Raw genomic sequence first — 26,305 nt, forward strand, 5'->3', positions numbered from 1 at the left:
CCTGTCGGAATAGGAATATCGAGCTGTTACGTGAAGGTGGCCTGCGCAGGAGTGAGGCGATCGGAAATTGTTGCACCCGGTAACTTCTGCTGCAAGGCAATTTCCTCCCGGTCACTCGAACCAGGACCGCACGGGCGGTTTGACCCACATGATCTTCTCGTCCTCGTCGGTGCGGACCGCTGCGGGATGATCGGGGTGCTTCTGCGCCCACGCCGTCTTCTCGTCCATCAATCTCGCGGCGAGTTCCCAGGTCTCCATGGTGCGCGGTGGATGCGCATCCGCGGCCCGCGCCAGCTTGCGTCGCGTCTCGTCGGTCATGGCGAGCAGTTCGGCTCCCGAGATGCCGCGGTTCCATGCATACCGGGCCAGGGTCACGGCCTTGTCTCGCCGGTTCTTCTCGGCGCGATCGGTGTGGGCGAAGTCGGCGTCGCTCATGCTCCGAAGGTACGCGTCGGCCCGGACAAGGTCGCCGTCGACGAGCTGTCGGATCCGGCCACGCCGGGGGTGCCGTCTGCCTACCCTCGATGAGGGGGCTGAGGGGGCGTGATGACGGCCGACGAGATCCCGGAGGGCACACCCGACACGGTGGCGGCGCGTGCCGCTCGGCCGCCGCGGGTGCCGGTGTCCGACCCGACCCTCGGCATCGAGGTTCCCCGGTCCTTCCGCGGCACACCGCCACACCGGTTGGTGGCGCTCGGCGACTCCCTGCTGCAGGGCTTCCAGAGCGGCGCGATCTACAACACCGACGTCTCCGTCCCGGCGATCGTCGCCCACGAGCTCGGCGCCGACCTGCGGTACCCGCGCTTCGGTGGACCGGGCGGACTGCCGCTGAACGTCGAAGTGCTGTTGCGCCGGATCGAGGAGCGGCACGGATCCACGCTCGAACCGTGGGAGCTGCCGACCGCGCTCTTCACGGCGCGGGGTTTCATGGACGAGGTCGAGGACTACTGGGAACGCGGACCCGGCGCGACACCGCCGCTCGTCGGATATCTCCACAACCTGTCGTGCTTCGGCTGGGATCTGCGCGACGCGCTGCAGAAGACCGCACGCGTCTGCGCCGAACGCATCGGAAGACCCCGCGACGATCTCGTGCGGCAGCTCGTCGAGAACAACGGGGAGCGGGCCGCGTTGTACGTCTATCCGAACACCGACGACCGGCGCCGCGAGATGACACTGTTCGACGTCGCGACCGAACTCGGTGCCGAGCACGACGACGACACCGACGCGGGCATCGAGACACTCGTCGTCTTCCTCGGTTCGAACAACGCGCTGCAGACCGTCACCGAACTGCAGGTCGTGTGGAGCGGCGACGACTTCCGCGACCTCGACGCGAAACAGGCATACACGATCTGGCAGCCCGAGCATTTCGACAGCGAGTTCGCGGAGGTCGTCGCGAAGCTCCGCGACATCGACGCGCGGCACGTGGTGCTGTGCACCGTCCCGCACGTCACCATCGCACCCATCGCCCGGGGGATCGGGGCGAAGAACGGCTCGCCGTACTTCCCCTATTACACCCGGCCGTGGGTGGACGCACGTCGCTTCGACGCGAGCCGCGACGAACACATCACCGGCGCGCAGGCCCGCATGGTCGACGCCGCGATCGATCTGTTCGACGAGACGATCACCGAGGCGGTCGCCGACGCGCGTCGCGCGGGACTGGACTGGTACCTGCTCGACACCGCGGGCATCCTCGACCGCCTGGCCGCCCGCCGCTACGTCGACGACCCCGAAGCGCGACCGGCATGGTGGCAGCCGTACCCGCTACCTCCGGCGCTCGCCGCGCTCGACCCGGTGCCCGACACACGCTTTTTGTCGGCCGACGGTCACGGTGGCCGCGACAGTGGGGGACTGTTCTCCCTCGACGGTGTGCACCCGACGACGGTCGCCTACGGGATCCTCGCCCAGGAGATCATCGACGTGATGGTGCGTGCCGGCGTCGAATTCCGGACGCGGAACGGAACGGTGCGAAACGGTCCTGTCGCCGTGGATTTCGATCGTCTGATCCGGCACGACACCCTTGTGCGTACGCCACCGCAGAACATCGATTCGACGCTGTCGATCCTGGGATGGCTCGACGAGGTGCTCGATGTGTTCCGGGTGCAGTTGCGATTCGGTCTGTAGGAGATTAGGTCAGGTTGATGACGTGAGCGTGCGTCGCCACGGCGTCCTGCATCTTCTTCCGCGACAGCGAACGCGGACCGCACGCGCATCCCGAGGGAATGGCGTCGTCCTCGAACTGCGTCACCTCGAGGGTGTCCACATACTCCGAATTGAGTGATGTGCCGTTGTGCGGTGTCGCTTCGCGGTCGCGGTTGCCGCGGCCGCCGGGACCGCTGCGGGAGACCACGACCTGACCCTCGGTGGTGTTGTACACCGCCGCTACGGTGTGGCCCTTGGGACAACGAACCTTGAGGACGGCCTTCTCGGTGCGCTGGGGCCCGAGTTCCTTCACTGCGGCGAGTGCGAGCTTGCGACGTTCGGTAGGGGGTGTCGTGGCGATATCCATTTTCCTATTCCACCTCACAGTGTCGGGGTTCACAGGGCTTCGGCAGAACCGCTTCGGGGTTTGTTTTCAGATGATCTCGTCGGTGAGCCGGTGCGGTGTGCCGAATCGATGAGCGGTGATCGTGACGGACTGTTCGGCCAGGAACGGCAGCATTTCGATTCGTCCGGATCCGGTCACCGGATGGTCGAACACCGCGATGTCGCATCGGGTGTTGAATTCGGCGGGCGGCGCTGCGCCGATCAGGCGGACACGCGCCGGGGTCGTGTCGACGATCCGTTCCTCCCATTCCACATCACTCTCCACGCGCACGCGACCGCCGAAACGTGCTGTATTCGAGCATCTTACGAGATCGACGGCGAAAGCCGAAGAGATTTCCACCGGCGCGCCCGCCCGGGCCGCGGCACCGAGCACGCGCACGAGTTCGTCGGGCCGCCCGGCCTCACCGAGGCGTACGTGTGTGCGAACGGGCCGGTACCGGAACAGGTTCCGCTCTGCCGAGAGTCCTGTGACATCTTGTGCCACAGCGAATTCCGACGTCCACGCTCGCTCGTCGTCGTCGAACGCCCGGCGCAGCGCGTCCTCGTCCCAGGTGCACGGTTCCCAGGAGCCGAAGCCGAAGAGGTAGTTCGGCCCACCCGCCTTGAAGCCCGCGCCCACCGACGACTTCTTCCAACCACCGAAGGGCTGCCGTCGCACAATGGCACCGGTGATACCACGGTTGACGTACAGATTCCCGGCCTGCACCCGATCGAGCCAGCGGGCGATCTCGTCGGGGTCCAGCGAGTGAAGACCTGCCGTGAGTCCGTAATCCACCTCGTTCTGGATCGCGATCGCCTCGTCCAGGTCGGCCGCGGTCATCACCCCCAGCACCGGACCGAAGAACTCGACGAGATGCGTGCGCGACCCGCGTCGCACCCCGGTGCGCACGCCGGGTGTCCACAGCCGGCCCTCCTCGTCGAGCCGGCGCGGTTCGACGAGCCACGACTCGCCGTCCTCGAGTTCGGTGAGAGCGGTGAGCAGTTTGCCCTGCGCCGGTTCGATCAACGGCCCCATACGGGTTCGCGGATCGTGCGCGGGACCGACCGGCAGTGACCGCACCGCGTCGACGAGTTGGTCGCGGAACCGGCGGGAGGTCGCCACGGAGCCGACGAGGATCACGAGCGACGCCGCCGAGCACTTCTGCCCGGCATGCCCGAACGCCGACTGCACGACGTCGCGCACCGCCAGATCCGGATCGGCGCTCGGCGTCACGACGATCGCGTTCTTGCCGCTCGTCTCCGCCAGCAGCCGCCTCCCCGGACGCAGCGAACGGAACAGCTCGGCGGTCTCGTAGGCACCGGTGAGCACCACCCGGTCGACGCGGGGATCGGAGACGAGCTTCGTGCCCAGCGACCGTTCGTCGGCGTGGACGAGATGCAGGACGTCGCGGGGCACACCGGCATCCCACATCGCCTCGGCGAGCACCGACCCGCATCGCGCCGTGAGGGTCGCGGGCTTGAGGACCACAGCCGAACCGGACGCCAGCGCCCCGAGCGTCGATCCCGCCGGGATCGCGACCGGGAAGTTCCACGGCGGCGTCACGACCGTGAGGGTCGACGGCACGAACCGCGCACCGTCGATCTCGTCGAGCGCGCGGGCCCGCTCGGCGTAGTACCGCGCGAAGTCGATCGCTTCCGAGACCTCCGGATCGGACTGGTCGAGCGTCTTACCGCCCTCGGCCGCCATCACCTCGAGCAGATCGGCGCGCCGCGCCTCGAGCACATCGGCCACCTGTTCGAGGATCCGTGCGCGTTCGGCACCGCTGCGGGCACCCCAGACACGACCGGCCGCGTTCGCGTCGACCAGCACGCGCTCGAGGTCGTCCTCGGAGGAGAGGGTGTGGGCGCGCACGGTGTCGATACCGAGTTTCGACGACGGCACCCGCTCGAGGATGCGGCGCCCCCACTCCCGGTTCTGCGGCAGGGACGGATCGGTGTCCGGCGTGTTCGTGAACACCGGCGGCGCAGGGGTGGGAGGACCCTGCCGGTTCTGCGTGCGGTTGGGGAAGGGGACGCTGTCGTCGAGCGCCGCCACCGACGCACGGAACCGCTGCTCCTCGCGTCCGAACAGGGCGGGATCGTCGGCCAGATCGAACACCGCCGACATGAAATTCTCCTGCCCCGAACCCTCGTCGAGCCGACGCACCAGATACGAGATCGCGACGTCGAACTCGTCGGGGCGGACGACGGGTGTGTAGAGCAACAGGCTGCCGACGTGTCGACGGATCACCTCGGCCTGGCTCTGCGCCATGCCGAGGAGCATCTCGAAGTCGATCCCGTTGCGCACCTGCCGGCGACCGGCGAGATCCCACGCGTAGGCGATGTCGAAGAGATTGTGCCCGGCCACCCCGATCCGCACGTTCTCGATCCGCTCGGGCGTGAACGCGTAGTGCAGCAGCCGCTTGTAGTTCGTATCGGTCTCCTGCTTGGTGCTCCACGTCGCGAGCGGCCATCCGTGCAGCGACGCGTCGACCCGTTCCATCGGCAGGTTGGCGCCCTTGACCACCCGGATCTTGATCGCGGCGCCGCCGCCTGCGCGTCGCGCCGCCGCCCACCGCTGCAGTTCGATCATGGCGGTCAGGGCGTCGGGCAGATACGCCTGCAGCACGATTCCGGCCTCGAGATGGAGGAACTCGGGACGGTCGAGCAGCGTCGTGAACGCCGCGACCGTCACGTCCAGGTCGTGGTACTCCTCCATGTCGAGATTGACGAACTTCGGCGTCGGCGAGGTCGCGGCGAGACGGTACAGCGGGGTGAGCCGCTCGACGATGTCCGCGACGGTCTCGTCGAACGCCCATGGCGAGTGCGGCGCGACGGCCGCCGAGACCTTGAGCGAGACGTAGTCGACGTCGTCACGTGCCAGCAACGCATGGGTGCCCTCGAAACGGCGACGCGCCTCGGCCTCGCCGAGGACGGCTTCGCCCAGCAGGTTGAGGTTGAGCCGGATGCCGGGGCGTTGCAATCGTGCGATGGCCCGGCCCAGCGCGGCATCGTCGGTGTCGACGACGAGGTGCCCGACCATCGTCCGGAGCGCGCGACGCGCGGCGGGGACGACGAGGTGCGGGAAGCGGGGACCGATCGCACCGCCCGCCCGCACGGCCGCGCGGAGGTGGACGGGAAGGAAATCCGGTATGTTCCGCGACAATTCGGCAAGGGCATGCGCTGCGGTCGCCGGATCCTCGGGGCGGATGACCTCGTCGACGAAGCGCACGGTGAACTCGAGTCCGTGGGGATCCTTCAGAACGTCGGCGAGGTGGCGGGCCGCACGGTCGGGTGCGACCTTCGACGATTCCTCCACCCACCGGCGGGCCAGAGCGACAGCATCCTCGACGATCCGCACGATGCGCCTCCGATCGACGGCGTTTCGAACCTGACGCCAATCTACCCACCGGAGCCGGTTCGCGTTTGCGGTCCGCGGTGCCGGGAATACAGCGCGAAGGGGACAGTCCCGACCGATGAGGAGACGAGAGTGAACCGTCAGGCCCCCGCGTCACGTGGCGCGGCGTCATCCGCCGAGCGCATGGCGCAGAACGGTGTATTCGAGAAGTTCGCACGTGCCGGCTACGTCGGCAGTGGCATCGTGCACCTGCTCATCGGCTACCTCGCGATCAGGGTCGCGTTCGGTCGCGGCGAGCAGGAGGCGTCGCAGTCCGGTGCGATGGCGGAACTGGGCGAGCAGCCCGGCGGGAAGATCGCGTTGTGGATCGCCGTCGTCGTATTCGTGATGATGGGCCTGTGGCGGTTCGCCGAGGCCGCCTTCGGTAAGGCGTCCGAGCCTGAGCAGCCCGACGCCGACATGAAGGACAAGGCGTTCGACCGGTTCAAGGCCGCCTGCGTCGGTGTCGTCTACCTCGCCTTCGCGTACACCGCGTTCGGGTTCGCCCGCGGCAGCGGCAAGTCCAGTGGTGAACAGAACGCGGGACTGACGGCGAAGCTGCTGCAGTCCGGCGCCGGCAAGTTCGTCCTCGTCGTCGCGGGACTCGTCATCCTCGCTGTGGGCGCTTACCACGTCTACAAGGGTGCGTCGAAGAACTTCGTCGACGATCTGAAGAGCCACCCGAGCACGTTCGTGAAACGCCTCGGCCTCATCGGCTACGTCGCCAAGGGGCTCGCGCTCGGTCTCGTCGGTGTGCTGGTGATCGTCGCGGTCTTCCAGGCCGACCCGCAGAAGGCAGCGGGCCTCGACGGTGCTCTGAAGACGTTGGGCTCGCAGCCTTTCGGCACGGTGCTGCTCGTCCTGATGGGACTCGGTATCGCGGTCTACGGCCTCTACAGCTTCGTCATGGCCCGCGACGCGAAGATGTGACGCTCAGTCGTCTGCGTCGTCGAACCAGAACGACTCGGTCGCGACGTAGTGGAGGGTCGGTGGGCCGGGCAACTCGAACTCGATCGCGCCCACCGGCCGCAGCTCCCCGTCGTTGTCTTCGCAACTGGCGGTCGCGATGTTGAGTCCTGCGGCGATCCCGGTGAACTCGAGGGTCTGGTAGTTCGCTCCGAAGATCTCCGCGATTCCGGACTCGCCGGTGCCGAGCGCCGCGACGCAGATGAAGGGGTGGTCCTCGTCCGGTGGGGACGTGTACATCAGCTTCACCAGCACGGTGTCTCCGCGGGTGCTGACCGTCCACAATCCTCGGGTGTCCGTATCCGCCGCTGCGCTCGCGGCAGGTGCGAAACCGGCGAGCAGTGCGAGCGGTGCGAGCAACGAGACCGTCGCACGCAGGGTCCTGCGATGGTTCATGGGATCTCCTCGGAACCGCGGTGAGTCCCCGACATATTCATCGTCCGCACTCGACATCCGGGGGAACGGGCGAATCGGATGTTCGTGAAGAAGACGTGACGGCGACGAGATCGTCGTACCCGGTCCGTGACTCCCCGGGTCACGAAGAGCTACCGCCTCGACCCAACTAGTTGACAACGCAACTAGTTGGGATCATCCTGGTTGAGAAAGCAACCACATCGGAAAGAAGGTGGGTCGATGATCGCCGACGAGCAGCAGCGCTACGAAGAATTCGAGCGTCGGCGTGCACTCATCCGCGACGCGCACCTGAAGCCCGCCGACGCGCGCCCGCAGTCCTCGGCGCGGGGACTGCACCACACCGCGCTGATCAGCAGCGACGTCGAGCAGACCGTGCGCTTCTACCAGGATCTCCTCGAGTTCCCGCTGACGGAGTTGATCGAGAACCGCGACTATCCGGGGTCGTCACACTTCTTCTTCGACATCGGCAACGGCAACCTGCTGGCCTTCTTCGACTTCCCCGGTCTCGACGTCGGCCCCTACCGGGAGGTCTTCGGCGGTCTGCACCACATCGCGATCAGCGTCGCCCTTCCCACCTGGGAGCGCCTGCGCGACAATCTGATCGACGCGGGTGTCGAACTCGTCGAACACAGCGACGTCTCGCTGTACTTCCGCGACCCCGACGGGGCCCGCCTCGAACTCATCGCCGACCCGCTCGGCGAGATGTACGGCTCGAAGGTGCTCTAGCGCGAAGCTCTAGCACGGGGTAAGGGGAGGTTGTGTGCGTGTCCGTCTACCGGACACGCACACAACCTCCCCTTCGTCTGTTCGCCGAACTCCTACTCGACGATCGGGAAGATCGACTCCCCGTCCTCGGGGGCGCCGCTGATCTGACCGCGGTCGACACGCGAATCCTGCACGATCACCCCGTCGACCTCGTCGGCGAGTTTCGAGTCCTCGGGGGCGCCGGTGGTGGCGTCGTCGATCACCTCGTCGACGTCCTCGGTGAGCTCGTCCTCCGGTGTCGCCGCGACAGGCTTGTCCAGCGGCTCAGCGGGTTCGACGTCGGGTTCCTCCTCGGCGAGGCGCTGGTCCAGCGACTCGCCTTCTTGCTCTTCACGCTGGGTCGTTCCGAACTTGTCGGCGCCGCTCCAGTCCTCGGGCGGGTCGACGACCTCGTCGCCGTCGTCGTTCCGCACTTCGTCGGCGTCGAGGCCTTCGCTGGGGCTGAGGGTGTCGCCGGGACCGTCTTCGATGCTCATGTCGAGGAGATACCCGGCCGGCCCGGTGCGAAACCGTCGGCGGTTTCACTCCCGGTCGATCAGGCTATGCCGTCGGAACACCACATCGAGGGAGCCACACATGGACGAGAACGATCTCTTCCAGCACATCGAGAAGCTGGTGGACGAGGAGAAGACGCTGCGCTCGCGGACGGGCGCGGACGGCCTGAGCGACGAGGATCTGCAGCGCCTGCGCGCGGTCGAGAAGAGACTCGACCAGTGCTGGGACCTGCTACGACAGCGCCGCGCGAAGGCCGAGTTCGGTGACGACCCGGACGCCGCCCAGGCGCGGCCGGTCGACGAGGTCGAGTCCTACCGACAGTAGGGCGCCGACGGTGGGTCGACCGTTCTGCTTCGGCGACGAACCGTAGCCGGGTAGTTCGGCGTTCAGCACGTCGAAGTGCTCGGCGAGTCGCGGCACGAGGGTGGAGAAGTCGTCCATCGTGGCGCCGATGCCGTGCAGGAGGAGTAGGGGGTCACCGGATCCGGTGCGGCGGTAGCTCAGTCGTGAGTGCATCGGTTCCATCTTTCCCTTCCGGACGGGCCGGAGTGCTCTGTCGCAAAGGCTGTGTGTTCTGTCACATTCGTGAGGAAGGAAAAGCAACGACCTGGCCGAATGCCGTGTTATAGCCCTTGCTTATCGAATTTCTAGAAACTATCGATTGGCACAATTAATAGTTCGCGGATAACGTCGAAGCCGTCAACCCCATCGAGACGAGTGAGGTTTCTACATGTCGCTGATCAACAAGAAGATCAAGCCCTTCAAGGCCGAGGCTTTCAAGGACGGCGCCTTCGTGACCGTGTCCGACGAGGACATCAAGGACAAGTGGGCGATCTTCTTCTTCTACCCCGCAGACTTCACGTTCGTCTGCCCGACGGAGCTCGGCGACCTCGCGGACCACTACGAGGAGCTGCAGAAGCTCGGCGTCGAGGTCTTCTCCGTCTCGACCGACACGCACTTCACGCACAAGGCATGGCACGGCTCGTCCGAGACCATCGGCAAGATCAAGTACGCCATGATCGGTGACCCGACCCTGCAGATCAGCACCGACTTCGAGGTCCTCCGTGAGGACCAGGGCCTTGCCGACCGCGGCACCTTCCTGGTCGACCCGGACGGCGTCGTCCAGTTCACCGAGGTCACCGCTGAGGGCATCGGCCGCAACGCCGCCGAGCTCGTCCGCAAGGTCAAGGCCGCTCAGTACGTCCGCAACCACCCGGGTGAGGTCTGCCCGGCCAAGTGGGAAGAGGGCGACGACACCCTCGCTCCGTCGCTGGAGCTCGTCGGCAAGATCTGATTCGTCGACGGAAATTCGTTCCGGTGGCACGGGATCGAACGTCCCGTGCCACCGGGCACCGTCCGGGTCCGCTCGGCTCGAGCTGAGAAGTTCGCCGACTCCCATCTCTTCCGGTCACAGTTCTTCCACCTCTGGAGTGAATCCTCATGCTCGATGCCTCCCTTGCCGCCCAGCTGAAGTCCCTTCTCGAAAAGGTCACCCAGCCGATCGAGCTCGTGTCGTCCCTCGACGACCGGCCGAAGTCGAAGGAACTCGCCGACCTCCTCGATCAGATCGCCGGCATGTCCGATCTGGTCACCCATGTGCGCGACGGTGAAGCCACCCGTCGCCCCTCCTTCCTGATCCGCCGGGTCGGCACCGACATCGCGGTCGAGTTCGCGGGTATCCCGCTCGGCCACGAGTTCACCTCCCTCGTGCTCGCCCTGCTGCAGGTCGGCGGCCACCCCTCGAAGGAGGCCGTGGAACTGCTCGAGCAGGTGCGCGATCTCGAGGGCGACTTCCACTTCGAGACCTACTTCTCGCTGTCGTGCCAGAACTGCCCCGACGTGGTGCAGGCCCTGAACGTGATGTGCGTGACCAACTCGCGCATCAAGCACACCGCGATCGAAGGCTCCCTCTTCCAGGACGAGGTCGACGCACGTCAGGTCATGGCCGTGCCGACCGTCTTCCTCAACGGTGAGCTGTTCGGCTCCGGACGCATGAACCTCGAGCAGATCGTCGGCAAGCTCGACAGCGGCTCCGCCGAGCGCACCGCCGCCGCGATCAGCGAGAAGGATCCCTTCGACGTCCTCGTCGTCGGTGGTGGCCCCGCCGGCGCGACCGCCGCGATCTACGCCTCCCGCAAGGGAATCCGCACCGGTGTTCTCGCCGAGCGTTTCGGCGGCCAGGTGCTCGACACCATGGCCATCGAGAACTTCTCCTCCGTCCCCTACACGGAGGGCCCGAAGTTCGCCGCCGAGCTCGAGAACCACGTGCGCCAGTACGACGTCGACATCATGAACGTCCAGAAGGCCTCGAAGCTCACCCCGGCCCCCACCGAGGGTGGTCTCGTGGAGGTCGAGCTCGAGAGCGGTGCCCGGTTGCTCTCGCGCAGCGTCGTTCTCGCGACAGGTGCCCGTTGGCGCGCGATGAACGTGCCGGGTGAGCAGGAGTACCGCAACAAGGGCGTCACCTACTGCCCGCACTGCGACGGCCCGCTGTTCAAGGGCAAGCGCGTCGCGGTCATCGGTGGCGGCAACTCCGGTGTCGAGGCCGCGATCGACCTCGCCGGCGTCGTCGCCCACGTGACGCTCATCGAGTTCGACTCGGTCCTGCGCGCCGACGAGGTGCTGCAGCGCAAGCTCCGCAGCCTGCCCAACGTCGACATCGTCGTCAGCGCCCTGACCACCGAGGTCCTCGGCGACGGTTCGAAGGTCACCGGCCTGACCTACACCGACCGCACCACCGACGAGTCGCGCACCCTCGAGCTCGACGGCGTGTTCGTCCAGATCGGTCTGCTGCCCAACACCGAGTGGCTCTCCGGCACCGTCGAACTCAGCCCGCGCGGCGAGATCGTCGTCGACGACCACGGTCGCACCTCGGTGCCCGGCGTGTTCGCCGCCGGCGACTGCACGACCGTCCCGTACAAGCAGATCATCGTCTCCGCAGGTGCGGGTGCGACGGCCGCGCTCGGCGCGTTCGACCACCTCATCCGCACGAGCGCCCCGGCCCAGGCCGAGGAAGCGGTTGCTGCGACCGTCTAGGCGTCACTGCAGCCCCGTGGCCGTCACCCTTCCGGGTGGCGGCCACGCTGCTTTGTCGGGGGAGGTCGTTGCCGAGAATCTCGCGGAAACCGCCCACATTCTCCCCCAATTCACCCGCGGCAAGCCCCACCGAGCAGGTGCCCTACGCCGATTACGCGTCGTACCTGGAGTGAACTTCGGGGAGGTTGTGGCCGGGAATTTCGACGAGAGCGACCACAACCTCCCCGAAGTTACGATGTGGCATGGCTGTTGTGGTGATGGGCGTCAGTGGATGTGGCAAAACGACTTTCGCGAGGCAGCTCGCGGACGCGATCGGCGGAGCCTTCATCGAAGCGGACGACTATCACAGCGACGCGTCGATCGAGAAGATGCGCTCGGGGCGTGCGCTCGACGACGACGATCGTGAGCCCTGGTTGCGTGCGGTCGCCGAGGCCGCAGCCGACAGCGACGAGACCCCGGTGGTCGCGTGCTCGGCACTGAAGCGGTCGTACCGCGACATCCTGCGGGCCGGCACCCCGGCCGTCTTCCTGCATCTGGATGTGCCCGTCGACGTCGTGCGGTCCAGGGTCCGCGGACGCGGCGGCCACTTCTTCTCCGAGTCGCTGGTGGCCTCGCAGTTCGAGACGCTCGAGCCGCTGGGACCCGACGAGCACGGCGTCACCCTGGATGCGACCCGCTCGCTCCCCGAACTCCTCGACACCGCCCGCTCGTACCTCGAAGGCCGGTGAGGCCCGGATACGACGAAGGCCCCGACCGTGTGGTCGGGGCCTTCGTGTGAGAGCCGATGACGGGAATCGAACCCGCGTATTCAGCTTGGGAAGCTGATGTTCTACCATTGAACTACATCGGCACGCTGGGCTTTTGCCGATTCTCACCGACTCCGGCCCGAGCTTTCGGAGCAAACTGTAGCAGACTCTCAGGGTCGATCGCGGGACCCCTGGACCAGGGATCGGCCCGTCCGGATCCGCCACCGCATGTCGGCCAGCAGCACGCGGTAGGGCAGCTCCCGCACCGCGACCGGCAGCCTCTTGTTCACCACACCGAGAGCTCGCATGACGCGGTCGAAGCGACGCTGGTCGCGCGGCGTCCACGGCAGCAGCATCTGCTCGCGGAACAGCTGCGGCAGGAAGCCGGCGGTGAAGAACAGGTTGAGCTTGCCGAACAGGGCAGGGACGGGCTGGGGCAGGAACTCGATCCGGGCGATCGACAGCAGGTGCTCGCGGATCGTGTCGTCGATCTTCACCTTGTGGAGGTTGTCCTCCCAGTACTGCTCGAACGCCGCGCGGTCCTTCGGCCACATGTGCTGCGGCACCTGCAGTGTCGTGCCGAAGGTCGCGCCGTTCTGATAGAAGTACTCGATCGCGTCGTCGGGGATCGGCCCGTACAGCGCGCGGTGCACGTCCTCGAACCCGCGGTAGATGCACGACGCCACCCACAGCTGCAGTTCCGGGTCCATCGCGTTGTATTCGACCGGGCTCGACTCGGTGGAACGCACCTGCGCGTGCGCTTTGTTGACGCCGCGACGGAACAGGCGCTTCTCGTCGTCGGTGCCCCGCGCCGCGACAGCCAGGTAGGTGAGGGTGGTGCGGGTGCGCTTGATCGGGTGGTCGAACAGCCGTCCCGACTCCACGCGCGACTCGTAGACGCCGTAGCCGACACCGGGCCACGACAGCTGCATGATGATGTTCGCTGCTCCGGCGGCCAGGCCGAGCCCGTCCATCGTGTCGTCCAGGCCGACGGGCTTGTCGACGGTCGTCGTCATCGGATGTCCCTCCATCGTTCGAAGTGACCACGACTGTACTCAGATGCGCGCCGACGGTAAAGACCGGAGGTTGCGCGGAACGGAAACCGGACGCTGCGAAGATAGGGGTATGGCAACTGGACGGCTCTACGGTGGACGCGCAGGCGAGGAACGACAGGCCGGTCGGCGAGCGCAGCTGATCGAGGCCGGTCTCGACCTCCTCGGAGCTGCCGACGGCGAAGCTACGCTGTCGGTGCGCGGTGTCTGCAAGCGCGCCGGTCTGGCGTCGCGCTACTTCTACGAGAGCTTCGCCGACCGCGACGAGCTCACCGGTGCCGTCTACGACCACGTCGTCCAGCGCATCGCCGAGAGCACTCTCGCCGCCGTGACCGCGGCACCCGCCGACGACGACCGCGCGATCGTGCGGGCCTGCGTCGAGAACATCGTCCGCGAGATCGACGAGGACCCGCGGCTCGGCCGCATGTTGTTCTCCGTCAGCCAGGCCAACACGCAGCTCGCGAAGCGGCGCCTCGACTCGACCCGCATGTTCGCCGGCCTGGTCACCGCTCAGGCCGAGAACATCTACGCCATCACCCCGAGCCCCAGGCTCGATCTTGCGGCGCACTACGTCGTCGGCGGACTCGCCCAGGCGCTGACGGCCTGGCTCGACGGCACCGTGCCGCTGAGCCACGACGACGTCGTCGAGGAGTGCACCGAACTGCTGCTCACGATGTCCAGCCAACTGCGGCGCGACTCGGCCACGTAGAAACCCTCGACGGGGAGATTGTTAACCTCTACTCGTGCTGCTCTCCGATCGCGATATCCGCGCTCAGATCGCCTCCGGGCATCTGGGCATCGACCCGTTCGATCCGGAGCTCGTGCAGCCCTCGAGTGTCGACGTCAAACTCGACAGCCTGTTCCGCGTCTTCAACAACACGCGCTACACGCACATCGACCCGGCGAAGCAGCAGGACGAACTGACGTCGCTGGTGCAGGTGCCCGAGGGTGAGCCGTTCGTGCTGCACCCCGGCGAGTTCGTGCTCGGGTCGACGATGGAGCGGTGCACCCTGCCGGCCGACCTCGCCGGTCGCCTCGAAGGCAAGTCGTCGCTGGGCCGGCTCGGTCTGCTCACGCACTCGACGGCCGGGTTCATCGACCCGGGCTTCGACGGGCACATCACCCTCGAGCTGTCCAACGTCGCGAACCTGCCGATCACGCTGTGGCCGGGCATGAAGATCGGTCAGCTGTGCCTGTTCCGGCTGACGAGCCCCGCCGAGCACCCCTATGGCAGCGCGAAGGTCGGGTCCAAGTACCAGGGCCAGCGCGGGCCTACGCCGTCGAAGGCGTACCTGAATTTCGTGCACAAGCACCCCGACGCGCGTCCCAGCTAGTTCTTCCTGCGCACGCCGCAGACGAACACCAGGGGTGAATCTCGTCCGTGCGGGTCGGACACACTCACGTCCGGGTTAATCTCTGGACGTGCGCGTCGCTGCGGTCGCTACCGCCCTGCTGCTCCTGCTCGCGGCCTGCGCGCAGGACACTTCGTCGCGCCCCTCGCCTCCCGAGGATCTGCCGGTGGTGCGTGCCGACGGCGACCGTCTCGTTCTCGACGGACGGACGTGGTGGCCCGCCGGACTCAACGCCTACCAGCTCGGCACCCGCTGGGAGGTCAACCAGGGATGCGGTGCCCAGGTGGATCTCGACGAATTCTTCGGTGCGCTGGCGCCGCGTTCGATCGTGCGTTTCGACGCCTTCCAGTCCCACGCCGTGCACCGGATCGGCGGCACGCTCGACTTCACGGCGCTCGATGCCGTCTTCGACGCCGCCGAGCGGCACAGGGTGTATCTGATCCCGGTTCTCGCCCCGCAGGACAGCGATTGCGACGCGGGTGGATACAAGCAGGCGGACTGGTACGACACCGGTTGGCGCGACCCGCTACCCGGTCATGTACTCGCCTACGACGACTGGGTCGCGACGGCCGTCGAGCGGTGGGGGTCGTCGCCGGCGGTGGCGATGTGGGACCTGATCGGCGAACCCGAGACCGCGACCTGCACCGACGACGAGTGCACCCTCGAACGACGCGAGTGCCTGCCCGGTGGCGCCCGGCTGCTCCGCACCTGGATCGACGACGCGGCCGCCATCGTCCGTGAGCACGACCCGGACCGGCTGGTCACGGTGGGCACCATCGGAGGAGACCAGTGCGGTTCGGCCGGAGACGATTTCGCGATCGTCACCGGCTCCGAGCAGCTCGACGTCGTGCAGTATCACGACTACGACGACGCGCAGTTCCTCGAGCAGCGGCTCGACGGGTTGTCGAAGCCGTTGCTCGTCGCAGAACTCGGTGTCCGGGCCGGTTCGTGCCGCACCGCGAGCGAGCGTGCCGATATCGTCGACCGCACGCTCACGCAATACCGCGACCTCGGGGCGGACGGCGCACTGATGTGGTCGTTCGTCCCCGACCCGCGACCGGACGAGTGCACCTACGACATCGGCCCGGACGACCCGGTCCACTACGTCCTACGGCGTCACCACCGCTCAGGGTGAATCACGGTCGAGGACCCGGAAGAGTCGCCAGTCGGGTTGGTCGGCACCGTCGTTGGGGATCTCGAGTTCGAGCAGCGCGATGTCGCTGCCGGTCTCGTAGATGGTGGGGTAGCGGCGGTTGACGGCATCCGATGTTCCCCGGCCCTCGTTGGGGACGGTGAGGATGTACTCGACGCCGGAGGCGGAGGGACGGTTGAGCACGGCCGTGAAGTCGGCATCGGAGGGGATGACGAAGGTCTCGGGGCGTTCGGTGGCCGAGAAGATCGCGAACCCGTAGACCGTGTCCATCAGTACCGAGCCCGGCGGCAGGTCCATCGCGTCGAGGTATTCGGCGATGCGTCGTTCGGTGGAGAACGCCGCGATCACCCGTCGCTGCTGCTCGCGCACCGCGGACGGATCGTCGTTGTTCGGGAACAGCACGGTGCGCAGCGCGTGCTGTTCCTGCGACAGGGTGGGTGAACCCATCGCGACGAACGTGACGGGCAGACTGCACACGAGGAGCACCGCACCCAACGGTGCCGCGCCGCTGCGGTCCTCCGCTCTCGGAACGGCGTGCGGTCCGGGACGTCGTGCCGTGAGCAGTCCGCGTCGCGGAGCCAGTTGCACGACCCACACAGCGAGCAGCGGGATCGCGCAGATGTAGAAACGCAGGAACGGGAAGGTCATCCCGCGTGCATAGGACAGCGCCGCGAATCCCAGGACCGCGCCGAAGACGACGAACGGCACGAGCGGTTCGAGATCTCGTCGCCGCCGAGCCAGCACCGCCACGACCGGAATCAGCAGCGGAAGCGCCGGTCCGAGCACGACGGTCTCGGCGAGCGAGAGGGCGATCGCACCGAGCCCACCGGACGACCCGCCACCGCTCTGCTCGAGGATGGCGGCATTGCCGTAGGTCGAGGTGAACTGCGCGAGCCATTCGCCGGTGACGAGCCAGCTCGTCACGACGAACGCGACGAAGGCCAAGGCGAGGGGCGCGGCGACGAGGATCGCGTCCATGATCGCCGGCTGCCATCCCGAGCCGGGAGCGTAGCGGCGCGACCGGTACCGGACGAGCAGTGCGACGAAGACCGTCACCGCACCACCGACGGCCAACGCGTCGTACCGCGCGAGATACGCCAACGCCAGGGCGATTCCGGCGAGCGCCAGGTCGTGGATGTCGTCGGTGCTGCACCAGCGGATCAGACGACGTGCGGCCCAGCACAACGCGAACAGGAACGGTGCCTCGCTCATCCCGTTCGCGCCGTAGTAGACGATCATAGGGTTCAGGGCGAACACCGCCGTCACCGTCCACACGAACCACGGCGGGCATCCGCGATCGCACGCGATGCGGTGGATCTGCACCGCCGCGCCGGCCATGAACGGCGCCGACATGAGCACCGCCGTGACGGCATAGGCGGACAGTCCCGGGAACCACGCCGACAGTCCCGTGAGGGGCACCTGGACGAGCGCGGTGAGGGGTGTGAACACGAAACCGATGGCGGCGAGGTGCGGGTCGCGGCTGAGCAGCACCGACCGCGCAGCGCTGACACGGCTGAGCGCATCACCCTGGTAGTACTGCACGTCCAGCGCGAGCCACAGTCCCACCACCAGATAGATCAGGCAGGCGGTCCAGAACACCCACGTACTGCGCGCCCTCACGACGACAACCCGTGGAAGGTCTTCTCCCAGTAGGAAGGATTACGGATGAGCTGATAGGTGCCTTTGATCGCCGCGATCGACATGAGGACCCAGTAGAACGGCACGGTCAGGCACGGCCACCACAGGTTCGCGTGCCCGGTCTCGCGGCACGCCACGAAGTTCATGTACATCACGGCGACGTTGCCGAACACGAGCGAGATCAACGCGGGGAAATAGGCGTACCAGGGGAAGATCTCCTCGATCAGCTCCGCCTGCCCGAGCAGCCACGCCAGCGTCGTCATCCAGAACACCATGTTCAGGCACGCGATGATCGGCGTGCCCGCGAGCAGGGTCGTGAAACGCAGCATCCCCGCAGTGCCGATCACCCGCCACAACCGGACAGGCCTGCGCATGTGGACCAGCCAGGTCTGCAGATAGCCCTTGTACCAACGGGATCGCTGCCGCACCCAGTTGATCGGATCGCTGTTCGCCTCCTCGAGTGTGGTCGAGTCGAGAACCGCGGTGGAATAGCCGGATTCGGCGATCCGCACGCCGAGATCGGCGTCCTCGGTGACGTTGTACGGATCCCACGCACCGATCTCGTCGAACACTGATCGGCGGATGTGGTTCGACGTGCCTCCCAGCGGGATCGGCGACTGCGACTTCATCAGTCCGGGGAGGATGAAGTTGAACCACAGTGCGTAGTCGGCGGTGAACCAGCCGGTCAGCAGGTTCTGGGTTCCGTTGTGGAAGGCCAGTTTCGCCTGCACGCACGCCACGTCGTCGCCGAGCCGGTCGAAGACGACGACCACCCGGCGCAACTGCAACGGCTCGGGCAGATCCTCGGCGTCGAAGATCGTCACGATCTCACCGGTCGTGAAATGCAGACCGTAGTTGCACGCCTTCGGTTTCGTGCGCGGGTCGGCGGCCGGGACGAGCAGGATCTCGACGCTCTCGCCGAGCCCGGCCTTCTCCGCGGCCTCGATGGTGACGGTGTCGTCCTCCTCGAGCAGCAACAGCACCTGGAGCTTGTCGGCCGGATAGTCGAGCGCGGCCATCGCGGCGAGCAGGTCGCCGACCACCTCGGGTTCGTTGTAAGCGGGCACGAGCACCGTGTACGGCGGCAGCTGATCGTCGGTGAGGGCGAGTGCTTCCTCGTCGTCGACGATGAACTGCGCGTCGCGCGCCATGCCGCGGGTGAACAGCAGCAGCCGGTCGGCGAGGGTCGCGATGTACCCGAAGGTGCACAGCACGGTGAAGACGATCAGGGTCGGTTTCGTCGCTACGACGAGGGAGAGCACGAAGGCCGCGGCGAGTGCGAATCCGAGATATTTCTGCCACGGGACGAACGCGACCGACGCCGACGAGACGGGGCTGCGTTCGCGGAGTCCGTGGACGGCCTCATGCAGGGCTGCCTCCCGGTAGGCGTCGAACTCGAGGGTGCCCTCGGCTGGGACATCGTGTCCGGAACCGACGTTCACTCGTCCTGCCACTGTGCCTCCACGAGCTCGCGACCCACCTCGATGAGCATGGAACGGTCCTTGTACTCGGGCTCGGTGTCCTCGACGGTGCCGTTGCCTCGCAACAACACCCGCACCAGCGTGCGCACGTTGGCGACAGTGTTCGGTTCGGGCTGCGGGAACGGCGCGTCGAGTTCGTGATTGTCCACCGTCAACAGGCTCACCCGCTGGGCGACGGTGTTGCTGCGGGTCCACACGAAGCTGAGCAGACTCCACGTGAGGAGCAGCTTGTCGTCGACGACGGTGAAGTACTCGGCGGTCACCCCGCGTCCCAGATCGACGTACTCCTTGGGGCTCACGCGCGACATGCCGAGTTCGTACATCGACTGGGTGGGGTAGACCGCGAACGCGTTCGGGCTGCGTACCTGCAGGGTCTGCACGGCGACGGTGCGCGGACGCAGCAGACGGTCCCAGTCCGGATCCGGTTCCTCCGCGCGGATCATCTGCCGGCGCAGCACCGATCCCTGACGGAAATAGGCACGGGGCCAGTCGTAGTCGACGGACGACAACTGCACCCACCCGGCCGGGACGATCTGCGTGGCGGTGCCCGAATAGGGTGGCCCCTCCGATACGGGTGTCAGCCGTTGGTCGGGCAGCGGCACGAGTGCCGCGAGGAGCGCGGCCACCACGATGCACAGCGCTCCCCGCACGGCCTGGGGAATCGACACCGGATTCGGTGGCAGCGTGCGCGGGGCGAGCCCGCGGTAGGTCCACAGATAGGCACCGGCCCCGACGACCACCGTCGCGATCACCGCCGGCACGTACTGGGACACGGCGATGGGTGCATCCGGCCACCGCTGGTCGATCAGGATGAGCACCATCAGGCCGGTCACGAATGTCGTGGAGCCGTAGAAGAATCCGCGGGCCCGGGTGCGGCGCGTGGCGAGTCCGATGGCGGTGGCGGCGAGCACGAGGGTGACCTGTCCTGCGGCGAGTTTCGTGCCCCCGAACTCGACGAGCGCGATCCGGTAGAGCACGGGTGAGCTCAGGAAGAGCATCATCCACGCCTGCCAGTACGCCGCGGTCACGCGCAGACCGAACATCGCCACGCACGCCCCGCACACGAACACCCACGCGGCGAGCACGTCGAGGTGCATCACCTGATAGGTCGTTGCGTATCTCGGCATCAGTAGCCCCTTGATCGCGAGCGCGATCAACAGCAGGAGCACCGACGTGATGATGTCGGTCTGCCGGTCGTGGATCGGCAGTTCGTTCTTCCGCTGCCGCGTGACTCCGATCGCGACGATCGCGACGAGAGGCGGCACGATGAGGACGTAACCCCCCGTGGTGCCGGTGCGGATCTCGTCGATCAGCTGCAGCCAGGTGGAATGGAAACCGATCAGGGTTGCGGCGACTATCACGATCCACCGATTGGTGGTGTGCAGCATCGCGTTCGTGAAGAACCGCTCGGTGAACGACGGTTGCTCCACTGTCGCGGTCATCGTGTTCCCCGCGACTGCGGGCGGCGCCGGCGGGAGAGCGCCCACACCGCGGCGCCTGCCGCCCCGGCGACGAGCAGGACGACCCCCGCGACGACCACCGCGGTCACCGTGCTGTCCGATTCCGACGACGGTGCGTCGAGGTCGTCGTCCTGGCTCCGGGGATCGATGAGGGAGATCGGATCGCGGTCGGGTGCGGTGAACAGCACGCTGCCCTCGAGTTCGAACCAGCGACCGGGCTCGGCGGAGAGCCAGTCGAGTGTCCGATCGAGTTCCTCGGGAGCACCGGTCGACGTAGCGACCAGCACGGTGCGTCCGTCACCCCGCACGACCTGCAGCGAGGCGAAGTCCACCTCGGTGCCGAAGGTGAGGCTGGTGCTCTCGCCGTCGGCGTTGCGGACCTCGAACCGGCGGTCCTCGGTGCGGACGAGCGGCAGCTGCGACTGCAGATCTTCGGGGAGGAGGCCGTTCGCGTCCACGATCACGGCCGGTCCCGACGAGGCGAGCGCTTCGTCGATCGTCACCCATTCGGGGTCCAGTGGACGGCTGGTGAGCGACTGGAGTCCGGCAATGATTCCGACGGCACGGGAGACGTCGACGAGACTGCGGTCGGAGGTCGCGACGTCGACCTTCGGCATCAGCGTCTGGGGCAGCGACGGGAAGCCGACGGGGAGCGGGGGATCGGCGAGTGTGCTGGAGACACGACTGTCGCCGTCGATGCGCAGGGTGACGGGTTGCTGGAGACCGCACTGCTGCTGCGCGCCGGTGGTGCGGAGTTCGACACTGACGTCGGTGAGCCGCCCGAGGGCCGAGTTCGGAACCGTGACGACACGGTCGATGACGCCGCTCGCGTCGGCCGCCCATGAGTCGAGCGTGATGTCGCCGGCGGAGACGGTGATCGACCCTCCCTGGGTGGCGGGGAGCGGGGTGTAGGAGCCCTGCAGGTCGATGCTCACGTCGCGCACCGGCCGCCCGAACTCGGTCTGGTCGAGGAAGAGGTGCACGTCCGCGATGCCGAGGCTGCTCGTCTCGAGGTCGGACACCCGCAGGTCGTACAGGGTGGCCGAGTCGGGCGGGAGGATGGGGCGGGTCTCGAACGCGCCGACGGCGACGTCGGAGGCGACGGCGAAGCCGGACAGGGCGCTGGTGATCAGGCGGCCCTGGTCGAGGAGGGTCTCCGCGTCGCCGCGGACGTACAGGGCGGGCGGCCCGTCGGGCACCGGCACGACCTCCGCACCCGTCTCCTCGCCCTCGCTGACGACGATCTGCCGGACGAACGGGGTGTCGGCGGCGGGAGGAACGCCGTTCGCCGGGAGTTCACGTACGTCCACGGGCACCTGCCGGCCGGAGTAGCGGGCGCTCACGGTCGCCGCGAGGTCGAGGGCGACGCTCGCCTCGGCGTCCGTGGGTTCCTCGGCCAGATACAGCTCGAGGCGATCGAGGACCGGCGGGAGGTAGTCGGCGACCGCCTGCGGCGCCGCGGGGGTGCCCGCGTACCGGACCACACCGTCGCGCAGACGTACCGAACCCAGCGTCCAGTCGTCGGGGCAGATGTTGTCGACGGCGACCAGGTGCAGATCGAGCGAGATCACCGCGGCGTCGTTCTCCACCTTCGCCCCGGCGAGCGGGATCGACAGCGGCACGATGGCGCCACCGGGCGGCAGTTCCACGCGCGTGAGCAGGCGCCCGTCCGAGACGACGTCGATCCATCCGCGCGCGACATTGGTGGGCAGTTCGGCGGTGGTGTCGAGGAAAGCGGGAGTATTTCCGGCCGGGACAGGAAATGTGAGCGTGACGACATCGGAATTGCCGCGGAATTCGATGTTCGACCCGAGTCCGAGATTGCGGGTCGGGAATGCGACCTCGCCCGGAGGCGTCGGCTCCGTCGGCTCGAGATCCTGCGCTGCAGCGGTAATCGGATTCGCGCACAACGTCATCGAGGCGGCAAGAGCCAGCAGGAGGGTGCGTCGGGAACGGCGACCGGTTCGGGGGGATGTCACTCGAACAGCGTATTGCGTCCGGTCACGAGAATATTGCAGACGCGGCGATAATTCGGTGTGACGTTGCGCTGTTGTAACGGAACGCACGCCGGTCTCGATTTCAGCCGACGACCCCGAATCGGACGAATCAGGAGGCTCCGTGACGGAATCCGTGAGCGATCCGCTGTTGTTCGTCGCGCACACCGGTGAACGGTCGGGTGCCGAGAAGATCATGCTGATGCTCGTCGACGTCGCCCTCGCGCAGGGCCGTCGGGTCGTCGTGGCGTGCCCCGACGGGCCGCTCGCCGAAGCCCTTCCGGTCGGATGCGTCCGTGTCCGGTTGCCCCGGCTGGGCATGTGGGGACAGACCGGAGTCGGGCGGATCGCGGGACTGGCAGGTCTTCCGGTGCGGTGGCTGGTGGGAGCGCGCAGACTCCGTCGCGTGCTCGCCGCGGAGCGGCCGCAGGTGGTGTGCAATTCGTTGTTCGCACTGCCTTCCCTGCGACTCGCCGTGCTCGGCACGTCCCACCGGGAACGTGCCAGGTGGCTGGTGCACGACACCCTGTCCTCCCGTAAGCAGCGCATCGTCGCCCGGATGGGCAGAGGCGCCGTGGGGGAAGCGGTGGCCGTCTCGCGGGCCTCGGCCGTCCCGGTCCGGGAATGCGGATATCCGGTGGTCGTCGCACCGCACGGCGTCCCGATCCCGCCTGCTCCGTCCCGGCCGGCGTCTCCCCAGGGCTCGACTCCTGACGGCTCGACCACGCGGGTGGGCATCCTCGCGTCGGTGACGGAATGGAAGGGACACCGCGTCCTTCTCGAGGCGGTGGCCGAGGTGCCCGGCGTCCACCTCGACGTGGCGGGGGAGCCGTTCCCCGGCGACGAAGGCTTCCTCGACGAGCTTCGGCGTCGCGCAGACGCCCCCGACCTGCGTGGACGGGTGTCGTTCCTGGGCCGGGTCGATCCCGCCGAGGTCTTCGCGGTGTGGGACGTGATGGTCTCTGCGAGCACCTCACCGGAGGCGGGGCCGCTGGTCGCACTGGAGGCGATGGCGCACGGTGTGCCCGTCGTCGGCACCGATCACGGAGGGACCGCCGAGTACCTGGCGGACGGCGCGGGACTGCTCGTTCCACCCGGCGATACGAAGGCTCTTGCAGAGACGATGCGGCGATTGATGTCCGACCCCGACCTGCGGTACGAACTCGCCGTCACTGCGCGTCGCCGGGTGGAGGAGTGCCACGATATCGAGGTGACGTTGCCGGCCATGGTGAACGCCTTGTGGGCGACGGGCGTCACATTGTGAGGCGTCCTCGAGTATTGCTTTTGCAACCATGTTGTGATCTCCGATGTTTGGTGTTCTCGGCGGATTCGCGCACACTGTGAGCCATGTGGGTGTGGATCGCATCGGCGCTGGCGGCGTGGCTGGGCCTCTCGGCTCTCGGCGCGCTCGCGGTCGGTCGGTTCCTGTTCGTCTCCGAAAGGGAGGAACAACTCGTCGAGATGCAGCGGGAGCAGCGTGATTCTGCGAATCCTCCCGTCGCTTCCTGACACGCCGGACGTCCGCCTGCGCGATACTCGCGAGTAACAATTTCCCGTGTCTAGACTCGGTTCCGCGTCGTCCTCCTGTCCCCCCATGTGAGGACGGCCGCACGGGTCGGTTACCCCCCATCACCGGTCCGTGCAGAAGCCTCGGCCGATCCACCACCACGATTGCCGGGGCTTCACCTATTTCCGGCGGAGATATCCTGTCGCTCATGACCGAGCAGGCTCCCCGCGTCGCGATCACCTACTGCACGCAGTGCAAATGGCTGCTGCGCGCCGGTTGGATGGCGCAGGAACTGCTGAACACCTTCGGTACCGCGCTCGGCGAGGTCGCGCTCGTTCCCGGGACCGGTGGGGTGTTCCGCATCGTCGTCGACGACACGGTCGTGTGGGACCGCAAGGAGGACAAGGGTTTTCCCGAAATCGCCGCGCTCAAGCAGCGAGTCCGTGATCTCGTGGAGCCGGATCGTGATCTCGGGCATGTGGATCGGGCCGCCCGGACCGATGCCCCACCTCATCGCGACAGCAACGACATCTAGCGGTAACGTTCTCGCATATGTGCCCGCGTTCTACGCGCGTCGGGCACGGTCGACGGCGTGCCGCTCACGAAAGTGGTCGCCGACATCGAAATACGGGGAGGAAAATCGATGAATTCTGTTGCGAAGAAGGCTGCAGTCGCGGCCTCCGGTGCCGCACTGCTGGCACTGGTCGTTCCGGGTGTCTCGTCCGCTGCGGGTCCGAGCGTCTCGGCGAAGGCGGAGAACGGCGCCATCGTCGTCGACTTCGATCTGACGCGCGCCGACGTCGACCGCGGCGTCACCTGCGTCACCTACGTCCTGAAGCCGGGCACCGTCGACACGGCCGATCCGTCGGGCCGCATCGACGCGCAGCCCGCCGGCACAAGGTTCTCGGTGACCAACACGAGCACCTCGAGCGCGCTGTACATCAAGGACGGCGCACCCTCGCAGGCCGGTCCGGAGTCGATCACCGACGGCACCTACAACGTCTTCTGGGGCTGCCAGGACGCCTCGGGTGCGCAGTACGAGAACATCTTCGACGCGTCCGGTCGCCCCTTCACCGGTGGCATCTACGTGACGGTCGGCGGCGGTGAGTCCGCACCGCAGGGCGAGTCGGCTCCGCAGGCACAGTCCGCGCCGCAGGCCGAGTCCGCGCCCGCACCGCAGGGCGAGTCCGCGCCGCAGGCCGACAATGTTCCGCCGGCTCCCCAGTCGCAGCCGGAGCCGGTCGACCCGCTCCAGTTCGTGATCAAGTTCCTGCGCGACCTGATCGGCGCCTACCTCTGATCGGAGTCCACACTCCAATCCGCACGTAGCGACATCGGCGGCACCTCCAGCGGGTGCCGCCGATGCCGTTTCCGTACCGACCCTGTAGATGTGGTCCGGGTAGATCTGGTCCGGGGGATCGATTTCCTGCGGCAGGGAAGGAGAAGGGGTGGACGCCGCCTCGATCGCGACGGGTCTCGCATCGTCGACGCAACTGCGACGTGCCTACGGCGCGAGCATGCGGCCGCTGACGTCCGGAGGTCACTGGTCCGAGGGCGACGGCTGGTGGATCGGTATCACCGCGGCCCCCGACCCCGACTACAACCTCGCCCTCGTCCACGGCGGCGACGTGACCGCCCACGCCCACCATGTCTACGAAACGCTGACGGAGGCCGGTCATCCGTCGATCGTCCTGCTCGCCGGCGATGGGCTCGGCGCCGCCCAGGTCCTCGCCGACCGCGGCTGGGTGTGTGCGGGTTCGCTGGACCTGACCTACCTCGTCGCCCACGATGCTCCCCTCGATCCGGGTTTCCAGGTTCTCGGCGAGGCCGACATGCTGCATGCCCGCGAACTCGCCGCCGCGACCTTCGGGATCGCGCCCGGGACCGCCGCGGTCGCCTACGCCGACGTCGTCGCCCGCACCGCCGGCGTCGAGGTGATCGGGATCTTCGACGACGAGGATGTCGGCGATCGGGATTCGGACGACGAGGATGCAGACGGCCGGGCTGCGGCTCTGCAGTCCTGCACCCTGCTCGTCGACAGCGGGCCGATCCGGACGGTGTGGTCGCTCGGAACCCGGACCGGCCGGCAACGTCGCGGATACGCGAACCGGCTGATCCGGGCCGGCGCCGCCCACACGCACGCGCAGCGAGGTCCGGTCGCGATGTGCGAACTCACCAGGCCGCGTGTCACCCCGCTCTACCTCGCAGCCGGAGCGCGCGTCGCCGAGACCTGGCAGATGTGGTCCCGTCCGCGCTGGCTGCTCGGCAGCTGACGGACGTACGGGTCGGTAACATTTGCCCGATTCGCCGCGACACACTGGCGACG

General features: G+C 67.4%; 26 protein-coding genes and 1 tRNA gene. 15 read left to right on the forward strand and 12 right to left on the reverse strand.

Features of this window, described 5'->3' with window-relative positions:
* Nucleotides 1–111 precede the first annotated feature (111 nt).
* Nucleotides 112–435: a hypothetical protein gene (locus tag ACPCXD_RS02915; protein WP_024102029.1), complete on the reverse strand. Its 324-nt coding sequence runs from the start codon at nucleotides 433–435 to the stop codon at nucleotides 112–114.
* Nucleotides 436–546: 111 nt separating this feature from the next.
* Between ACPCXD_RS02915 and ACPCXD_RS02920 the strand changes: the two genes are divergently transcribed.
* Complete coding sequence (locus tag ACPCXD_RS02920) at nucleotides 547–2,121, forward strand: SGNH/GDSL hydrolase family protein (protein ID WP_423658295.1); 1,575 nt, start codon at nucleotides 547–549, stop codon at nucleotides 2,119–2,121.
* Nucleotides 2,122–2,125: 4 nt separating this feature from the next.
* Here the strand turns inward: ACPCXD_RS02920 and ACPCXD_RS02925 are convergent, their stop codons facing one another.
* Together ACPCXD_RS02925 and ACPCXD_RS02930 are read right to left on the reverse strand one after the other, a co-directional pair.
* Nucleotides 2,126–2,506: a hypothetical protein gene (locus ACPCXD_RS02925; protein ID WP_016696235.1), complete on the reverse strand. Its 381-nt coding sequence runs from the start codon at nucleotides 2,504–2,506 to the stop codon at nucleotides 2,126–2,128.
* Between the two features lie 66 nt (nucleotides 2,507–2,572).
* A complete protein-coding gene (locus tag ACPCXD_RS02930; RefSeq protein ID WP_423658297.1) occupies nucleotides 2,573–5,884 on the reverse strand; it encodes a bifunctional proline dehydrogenase/L-glutamate gamma-semialdehyde dehydrogenase in 3,312 nt (1,103 codons plus the stop codon).
* A gap of 180 nt (nucleotides 5,885–6,064) precedes the next feature.
* On the opposite strand from ACPCXD_RS02930, the gene ACPCXD_RS02935 reads away from it, so the two are divergent.
* Nucleotides 6,065–6,850, forward strand: a complete 786-nt coding sequence (locus tag ACPCXD_RS02935) for a DUF1206 domain-containing protein (protein WP_423658845.1) — start codon at nucleotides 6,065–6,067, stop codon at nucleotides 6,848–6,850.
* Between the two features lie 3 nt (nucleotides 6,851–6,853).
* Here ACPCXD_RS02935 and ACPCXD_RS02940 read toward each other — a convergent pair whose 3' ends face one another.
* Nucleotides 6,854–7,282 (reverse strand): hypothetical protein, encoded by a 429-nt coding sequence (locus tag ACPCXD_RS02940; protein ID WP_006552647.1) that lies wholly within the window; start codon nucleotides 7,280–7,282, stop codon nucleotides 6,854–6,856.
* 237 nt (nucleotides 7,283–7,519) lie between these two features.
* On the opposite strand from ACPCXD_RS02940, the gene ACPCXD_RS02945 reads away from it, so the two are divergent.
* Entirely contained in the window at nucleotides 7,520–8,026 is a 507-nt protein-coding gene (locus ACPCXD_RS02945; RefSeq protein WP_229565841.1) for a VOC family protein, read from the forward strand.
* Nucleotides 8,027–8,118: 92 nt separating this feature from the next.
* Here the strand turns inward: ACPCXD_RS02945 and ACPCXD_RS02950 are convergent, their stop codons facing one another.
* Entirely contained in the window at nucleotides 8,119–8,541 is a 423-nt protein-coding gene (locus ACPCXD_RS02950; RefSeq protein WP_064851718.1) for a hypothetical protein, read from the reverse strand.
* A gap of 100 nt (nucleotides 8,542–8,641) precedes the next feature.
* On the opposite strand from ACPCXD_RS02950, the gene ACPCXD_RS02955 reads away from it, so the two are divergent.
* A complete protein-coding gene (locus ACPCXD_RS02955; RefSeq protein ID WP_059383810.1) occupies nucleotides 8,642–8,884 on the forward strand; it encodes a DUF2630 family protein in 243 nt (80 codons plus the stop codon).
* Here ACPCXD_RS02955 and ACPCXD_RS02960 read toward each other — a convergent pair.
* Nucleotides 8,792–9,085 (reverse strand): alpha/beta fold hydrolase, encoded by a 294-nt coding sequence (locus ACPCXD_RS02960; protein WP_423658300.1) that lies wholly within the window; start codon nucleotides 9,083–9,085, stop codon nucleotides 8,792–8,794. The two genes, ACPCXD_RS02955 and ACPCXD_RS02960, sit on opposite strands and share 93 nt — an antisense overlap.
* Before the next feature lie 205 nt (nucleotides 9,086–9,290).
* On the opposite strand from ACPCXD_RS02960, the gene ahpC reads away from it, so the two are divergent.
* From ahpC to ACPCXD_RS02975, 3 genes are all read left to right on the forward strand, one after another.
* Complete coding sequence (ahpC, locus tag ACPCXD_RS02965; protein ID WP_229565839.1) at nucleotides 9,291–9,854, forward strand: alkyl hydroperoxide reductase subunit C; 564 nt, start codon at nucleotides 9,291–9,293, stop codon at nucleotides 9,852–9,854.
* Nucleotides 9,855–10,000: 146 nt separating this feature from the next.
* Entirely contained in the window at nucleotides 10,001–11,596 is a 1,596-nt protein-coding gene (gene ahpF / locus ACPCXD_RS02970; RefSeq protein WP_160874076.1) for an alkyl hydroperoxide reductase subunit F, read from the forward strand.
* Nucleotides 11,597–11,838: 242 nt separating this feature from the next.
* Nucleotides 11,839–12,324 carry a gluconokinase gene (locus ACPCXD_RS02975; protein ID WP_423658302.1) on the forward strand — a complete coding sequence of 162 codons (486 nt, stop codon included), beginning with the start codon at nucleotides 11,839–11,841 and terminating at the stop codon, nucleotides 12,322–12,324.
* A 51-nt stretch (nucleotides 12,325–12,375) separates the two neighbouring features.
* On the opposite strand, the gene ACPCXD_RS02980 is transcribed toward ACPCXD_RS02975, so the two are convergent.
* Nucleotides 12,376–12,446, reverse strand: a tRNA-Gly gene (locus tag ACPCXD_RS02980).
* 66 nt (nucleotides 12,447–12,512) lie between these two features.
* Nucleotides 12,513–13,358: an oxygenase MpaB family protein gene (locus tag ACPCXD_RS02985; protein WP_423658304.1), complete on the reverse strand. Its 846-nt coding sequence runs from the start codon at nucleotides 13,356–13,358 to the stop codon at nucleotides 12,513–12,515.
* 109 nt (nucleotides 13,359–13,467) lie between these two features.
* Here ACPCXD_RS02985 and ACPCXD_RS02990 point away from each other — a divergent pair, with 109 nt between their 5' ends.
* From ACPCXD_RS02990 to ACPCXD_RS03000, 3 genes are all read left to right on the forward strand, one after another.
* The gene (locus ACPCXD_RS02990; RefSeq protein WP_258259130.1) at nucleotides 13,468–14,103 is read left to right on the forward strand and encodes a TetR/AcrR family transcriptional regulator; all 636 of its coding nucleotides are present in this window, start codon (nucleotides 13,468–13,470) and stop codon (nucleotides 14,101–14,103) included.
* A gap of 34 nt (nucleotides 14,104–14,137) precedes the next feature.
* On the forward strand, nucleotides 14,138–14,728 hold the full coding sequence (dcd, locus tag ACPCXD_RS02995; protein WP_016696219.1) for a dCTP deaminase: 591 nt from the start codon (nucleotides 14,138–14,140) through the stop codon (nucleotides 14,726–14,728).
* Nucleotides 14,729–14,816: 88 nt separating this feature from the next.
* A complete protein-coding gene (locus ACPCXD_RS03000; protein ID WP_423658307.1) occupies nucleotides 14,817–15,881 on the forward strand; it encodes a beta-mannosidase in 1,065 nt (354 codons plus the stop codon).
* Here the strand turns inward: ACPCXD_RS03000 and ACPCXD_RS03005 are convergent.
* The 4 genes from ACPCXD_RS03005 to ACPCXD_RS03020 are packed head-to-tail and all read right to left on the reverse strand — an operon-like array spanning nucleotide 15,873 to nucleotide 22,457.
* Nucleotides 15,873–17,519, reverse strand: coding sequence for an ABC transporter (locus ACPCXD_RS03005; RefSeq protein ID WP_423658309.1), 1,647 nt, complete (start codon nucleotides 17,517–17,519; stop codon nucleotides 15,873–15,875). The genes ACPCXD_RS03000 and ACPCXD_RS03005 overlap by 9 nt on opposite strands.
* Nucleotides 17,516–18,979, reverse strand: coding sequence for a glycosyltransferase (locus tag ACPCXD_RS03010; protein WP_423658847.1), 1,464 nt, complete (start codon nucleotides 18,977–18,979; stop codon nucleotides 17,516–17,518). The genes ACPCXD_RS03005 and ACPCXD_RS03010 overlap by 4 nt, the downstream gene beginning before the upstream one ends.
* A complete protein-coding gene (locus tag ACPCXD_RS03015) occupies nucleotides 18,976–20,460 on the reverse strand; it encodes an archaeosortase/exosortase family protein (RefSeq protein WP_423658310.1) in 1,485 nt (494 codons plus the stop codon). The genes ACPCXD_RS03010 and ACPCXD_RS03015 overlap by 4 nt, the downstream gene beginning before the upstream one ends.
* Entirely contained in the window at nucleotides 20,457–22,457 is a 2,001-nt protein-coding gene (locus ACPCXD_RS03020; RefSeq protein ID WP_423658312.1) for a hypothetical protein, read from the reverse strand. The genes ACPCXD_RS03015 and ACPCXD_RS03020 overlap by 4 nt, the downstream gene beginning before the upstream one ends.
* A 151-nt stretch (nucleotides 22,458–22,608) precedes the next feature.
* On the opposite strand from ACPCXD_RS03020, the gene ACPCXD_RS03025 reads away from it, so the two are divergent.
* From ACPCXD_RS03025 to ACPCXD_RS03045, 5 genes are all read left to right on the forward strand, one after another.
* Nucleotides 22,609–23,736: a glycosyltransferase family 4 protein gene (locus tag ACPCXD_RS03025; RefSeq protein WP_423658849.1), complete on the forward strand. Its 1,128-nt coding sequence runs from the start codon at nucleotides 22,609–22,611 to the stop codon at nucleotides 23,734–23,736.
* Between the two features lie 83 nt (nucleotides 23,737–23,819).
* Nucleotides 23,820–23,981, forward strand: coding sequence for a hypothetical protein (locus tag ACPCXD_RS03030; protein WP_016696211.1), 162 nt, complete (start codon nucleotides 23,820–23,822; stop codon nucleotides 23,979–23,981).
* A gap of 206 nt (nucleotides 23,982–24,187) precedes the next feature.
* Entirely contained in the window at nucleotides 24,188–24,514 is a 327-nt protein-coding gene (locus ACPCXD_RS03035) for an Rdx family protein (RefSeq protein ID WP_088897910.1), read from the forward strand.
* Nucleotides 24,515–24,622: 108 nt separating this feature from the next.
* Complete coding sequence (locus ACPCXD_RS03040) at nucleotides 24,623–25,279, forward strand: hypothetical protein (protein WP_423658314.1); 657 nt, start codon at nucleotides 24,623–24,625, stop codon at nucleotides 25,277–25,279.
* 148 nt (nucleotides 25,280–25,427) lie between these two features.
* Nucleotides 25,428–26,252, forward strand: coding sequence for an N-acetyltransferase (locus ACPCXD_RS03045; RefSeq protein ID WP_423658316.1), 825 nt, complete (start codon nucleotides 25,428–25,430; stop codon nucleotides 26,250–26,252).
* Nucleotides 26,253–26,305: the final 53 nt, after the last annotated feature.

The organism is Rhodococcus sp. AB351, from assembly GCF_049538275.1.
Lineage (GTDB): Bacteria > Actinomycetota > Actinomycetes > Mycobacteriales > Mycobacteriaceae > Rhodococcus.

Coding starts and splice junctions, on each gene's coding strand:
- ACPCXD_RS02915 (WP_024102029.1), bottom strand. CDS start 435: ATGAGCGACGCCGACTTCGCCCACACCGATCGCGCCGAGAAGAACCGG.
- ACPCXD_RS02920 (WP_423658295.1), top strand. CDS start 547: ATGACGGCCGACGAGATCCCGGAGGGCACACCCGACACGGTGGCGGCG.
- ACPCXD_RS02925 (WP_016696235.1), bottom strand. CDS start 2,506: ATGGATATCGCCACGACACCCCCTACCGAACGTCGCAAGCTCGCACTC.
- ACPCXD_RS02935 (WP_423658845.1), top strand. CDS start 6,065: ATGGCGCAGAACGGTGTATTCGAGAAGTTCGCACGTGCCGGCTACGTC.
- ACPCXD_RS02940 (WP_006552647.1), bottom strand. CDS start 7,282: ATGAACCATCGCAGGACCCTGCGTGCGACGGTCTCGTTGCTCGCACCG.
- ACPCXD_RS02945 (WP_229565841.1), top strand. CDS start 7,520: ATGATCGCCGACGAGCAGCAGCGCTACGAAGAATTCGAGCGTCGGCGT.
- ACPCXD_RS02950 (WP_064851718.1), bottom strand. CDS start 8,541: ATGAGCATCGAAGACGGTCCCGGCGACACCCTCAGCCCCAGCGAAGGC.
- ACPCXD_RS02955 (WP_059383810.1), top strand. CDS start 8,642: ATGGACGAGAACGATCTCTTCCAGCACATCGAGAAGCTGGTGGACGAG.
- ACPCXD_RS02960 (WP_423658300.1), bottom strand. CDS start 9,085: ATGGAACCGATGCACTCACGACTGAGCTACCGCCGCACCGGATCCGGT.
- ahpC (WP_229565839.1), top strand. CDS start 9,291: ATGTCGCTGATCAACAAGAAGATCAAGCCCTTCAAGGCCGAGGCTTTC.
- ahpF (WP_160874076.1), top strand. CDS start 10,001: ATGCTCGATGCCTCCCTTGCCGCCCAGCTGAAGTCCCTTCTCGAAAAG.
- ACPCXD_RS02975 (WP_423658302.1), top strand. CDS start 11,839: ATGGCTGTTGTGGTGATGGGCGTCAGTGGATGTGGCAAAACGACTTTC.
- ACPCXD_RS02985 (WP_423658304.1), bottom strand. CDS start 13,358: ATGACGACGACCGTCGACAAGCCCGTCGGCCTGGACGACACGATGGAC.
- ACPCXD_RS02990 (WP_258259130.1), top strand. CDS start 13,468: ATGGCAACTGGACGGCTCTACGGTGGACGCGCAGGCGAGGAACGACAG.
- ACPCXD_RS03015 (WP_423658310.1), bottom strand. CDS start 20,460: ATGACCGCGACAGTGGAGCAACCGTCGTTCACCGAGCGGTTCTTCACG.
- ACPCXD_RS03030 (WP_016696211.1), top strand. CDS start 23,820: ATGTGGGTGTGGATCGCATCGGCGCTGGCGGCGTGGCTGGGCCTCTCG.
- ACPCXD_RS03035 (WP_088897910.1), top strand. CDS start 24,188: ATGACCGAGCAGGCTCCCCGCGTCGCGATCACCTACTGCACGCAGTGC.
- ACPCXD_RS03040 (WP_423658314.1), top strand. CDS start 24,623: ATGAATTCTGTTGCGAAGAAGGCTGCAGTCGCGGCCTCCGGTGCCGCA.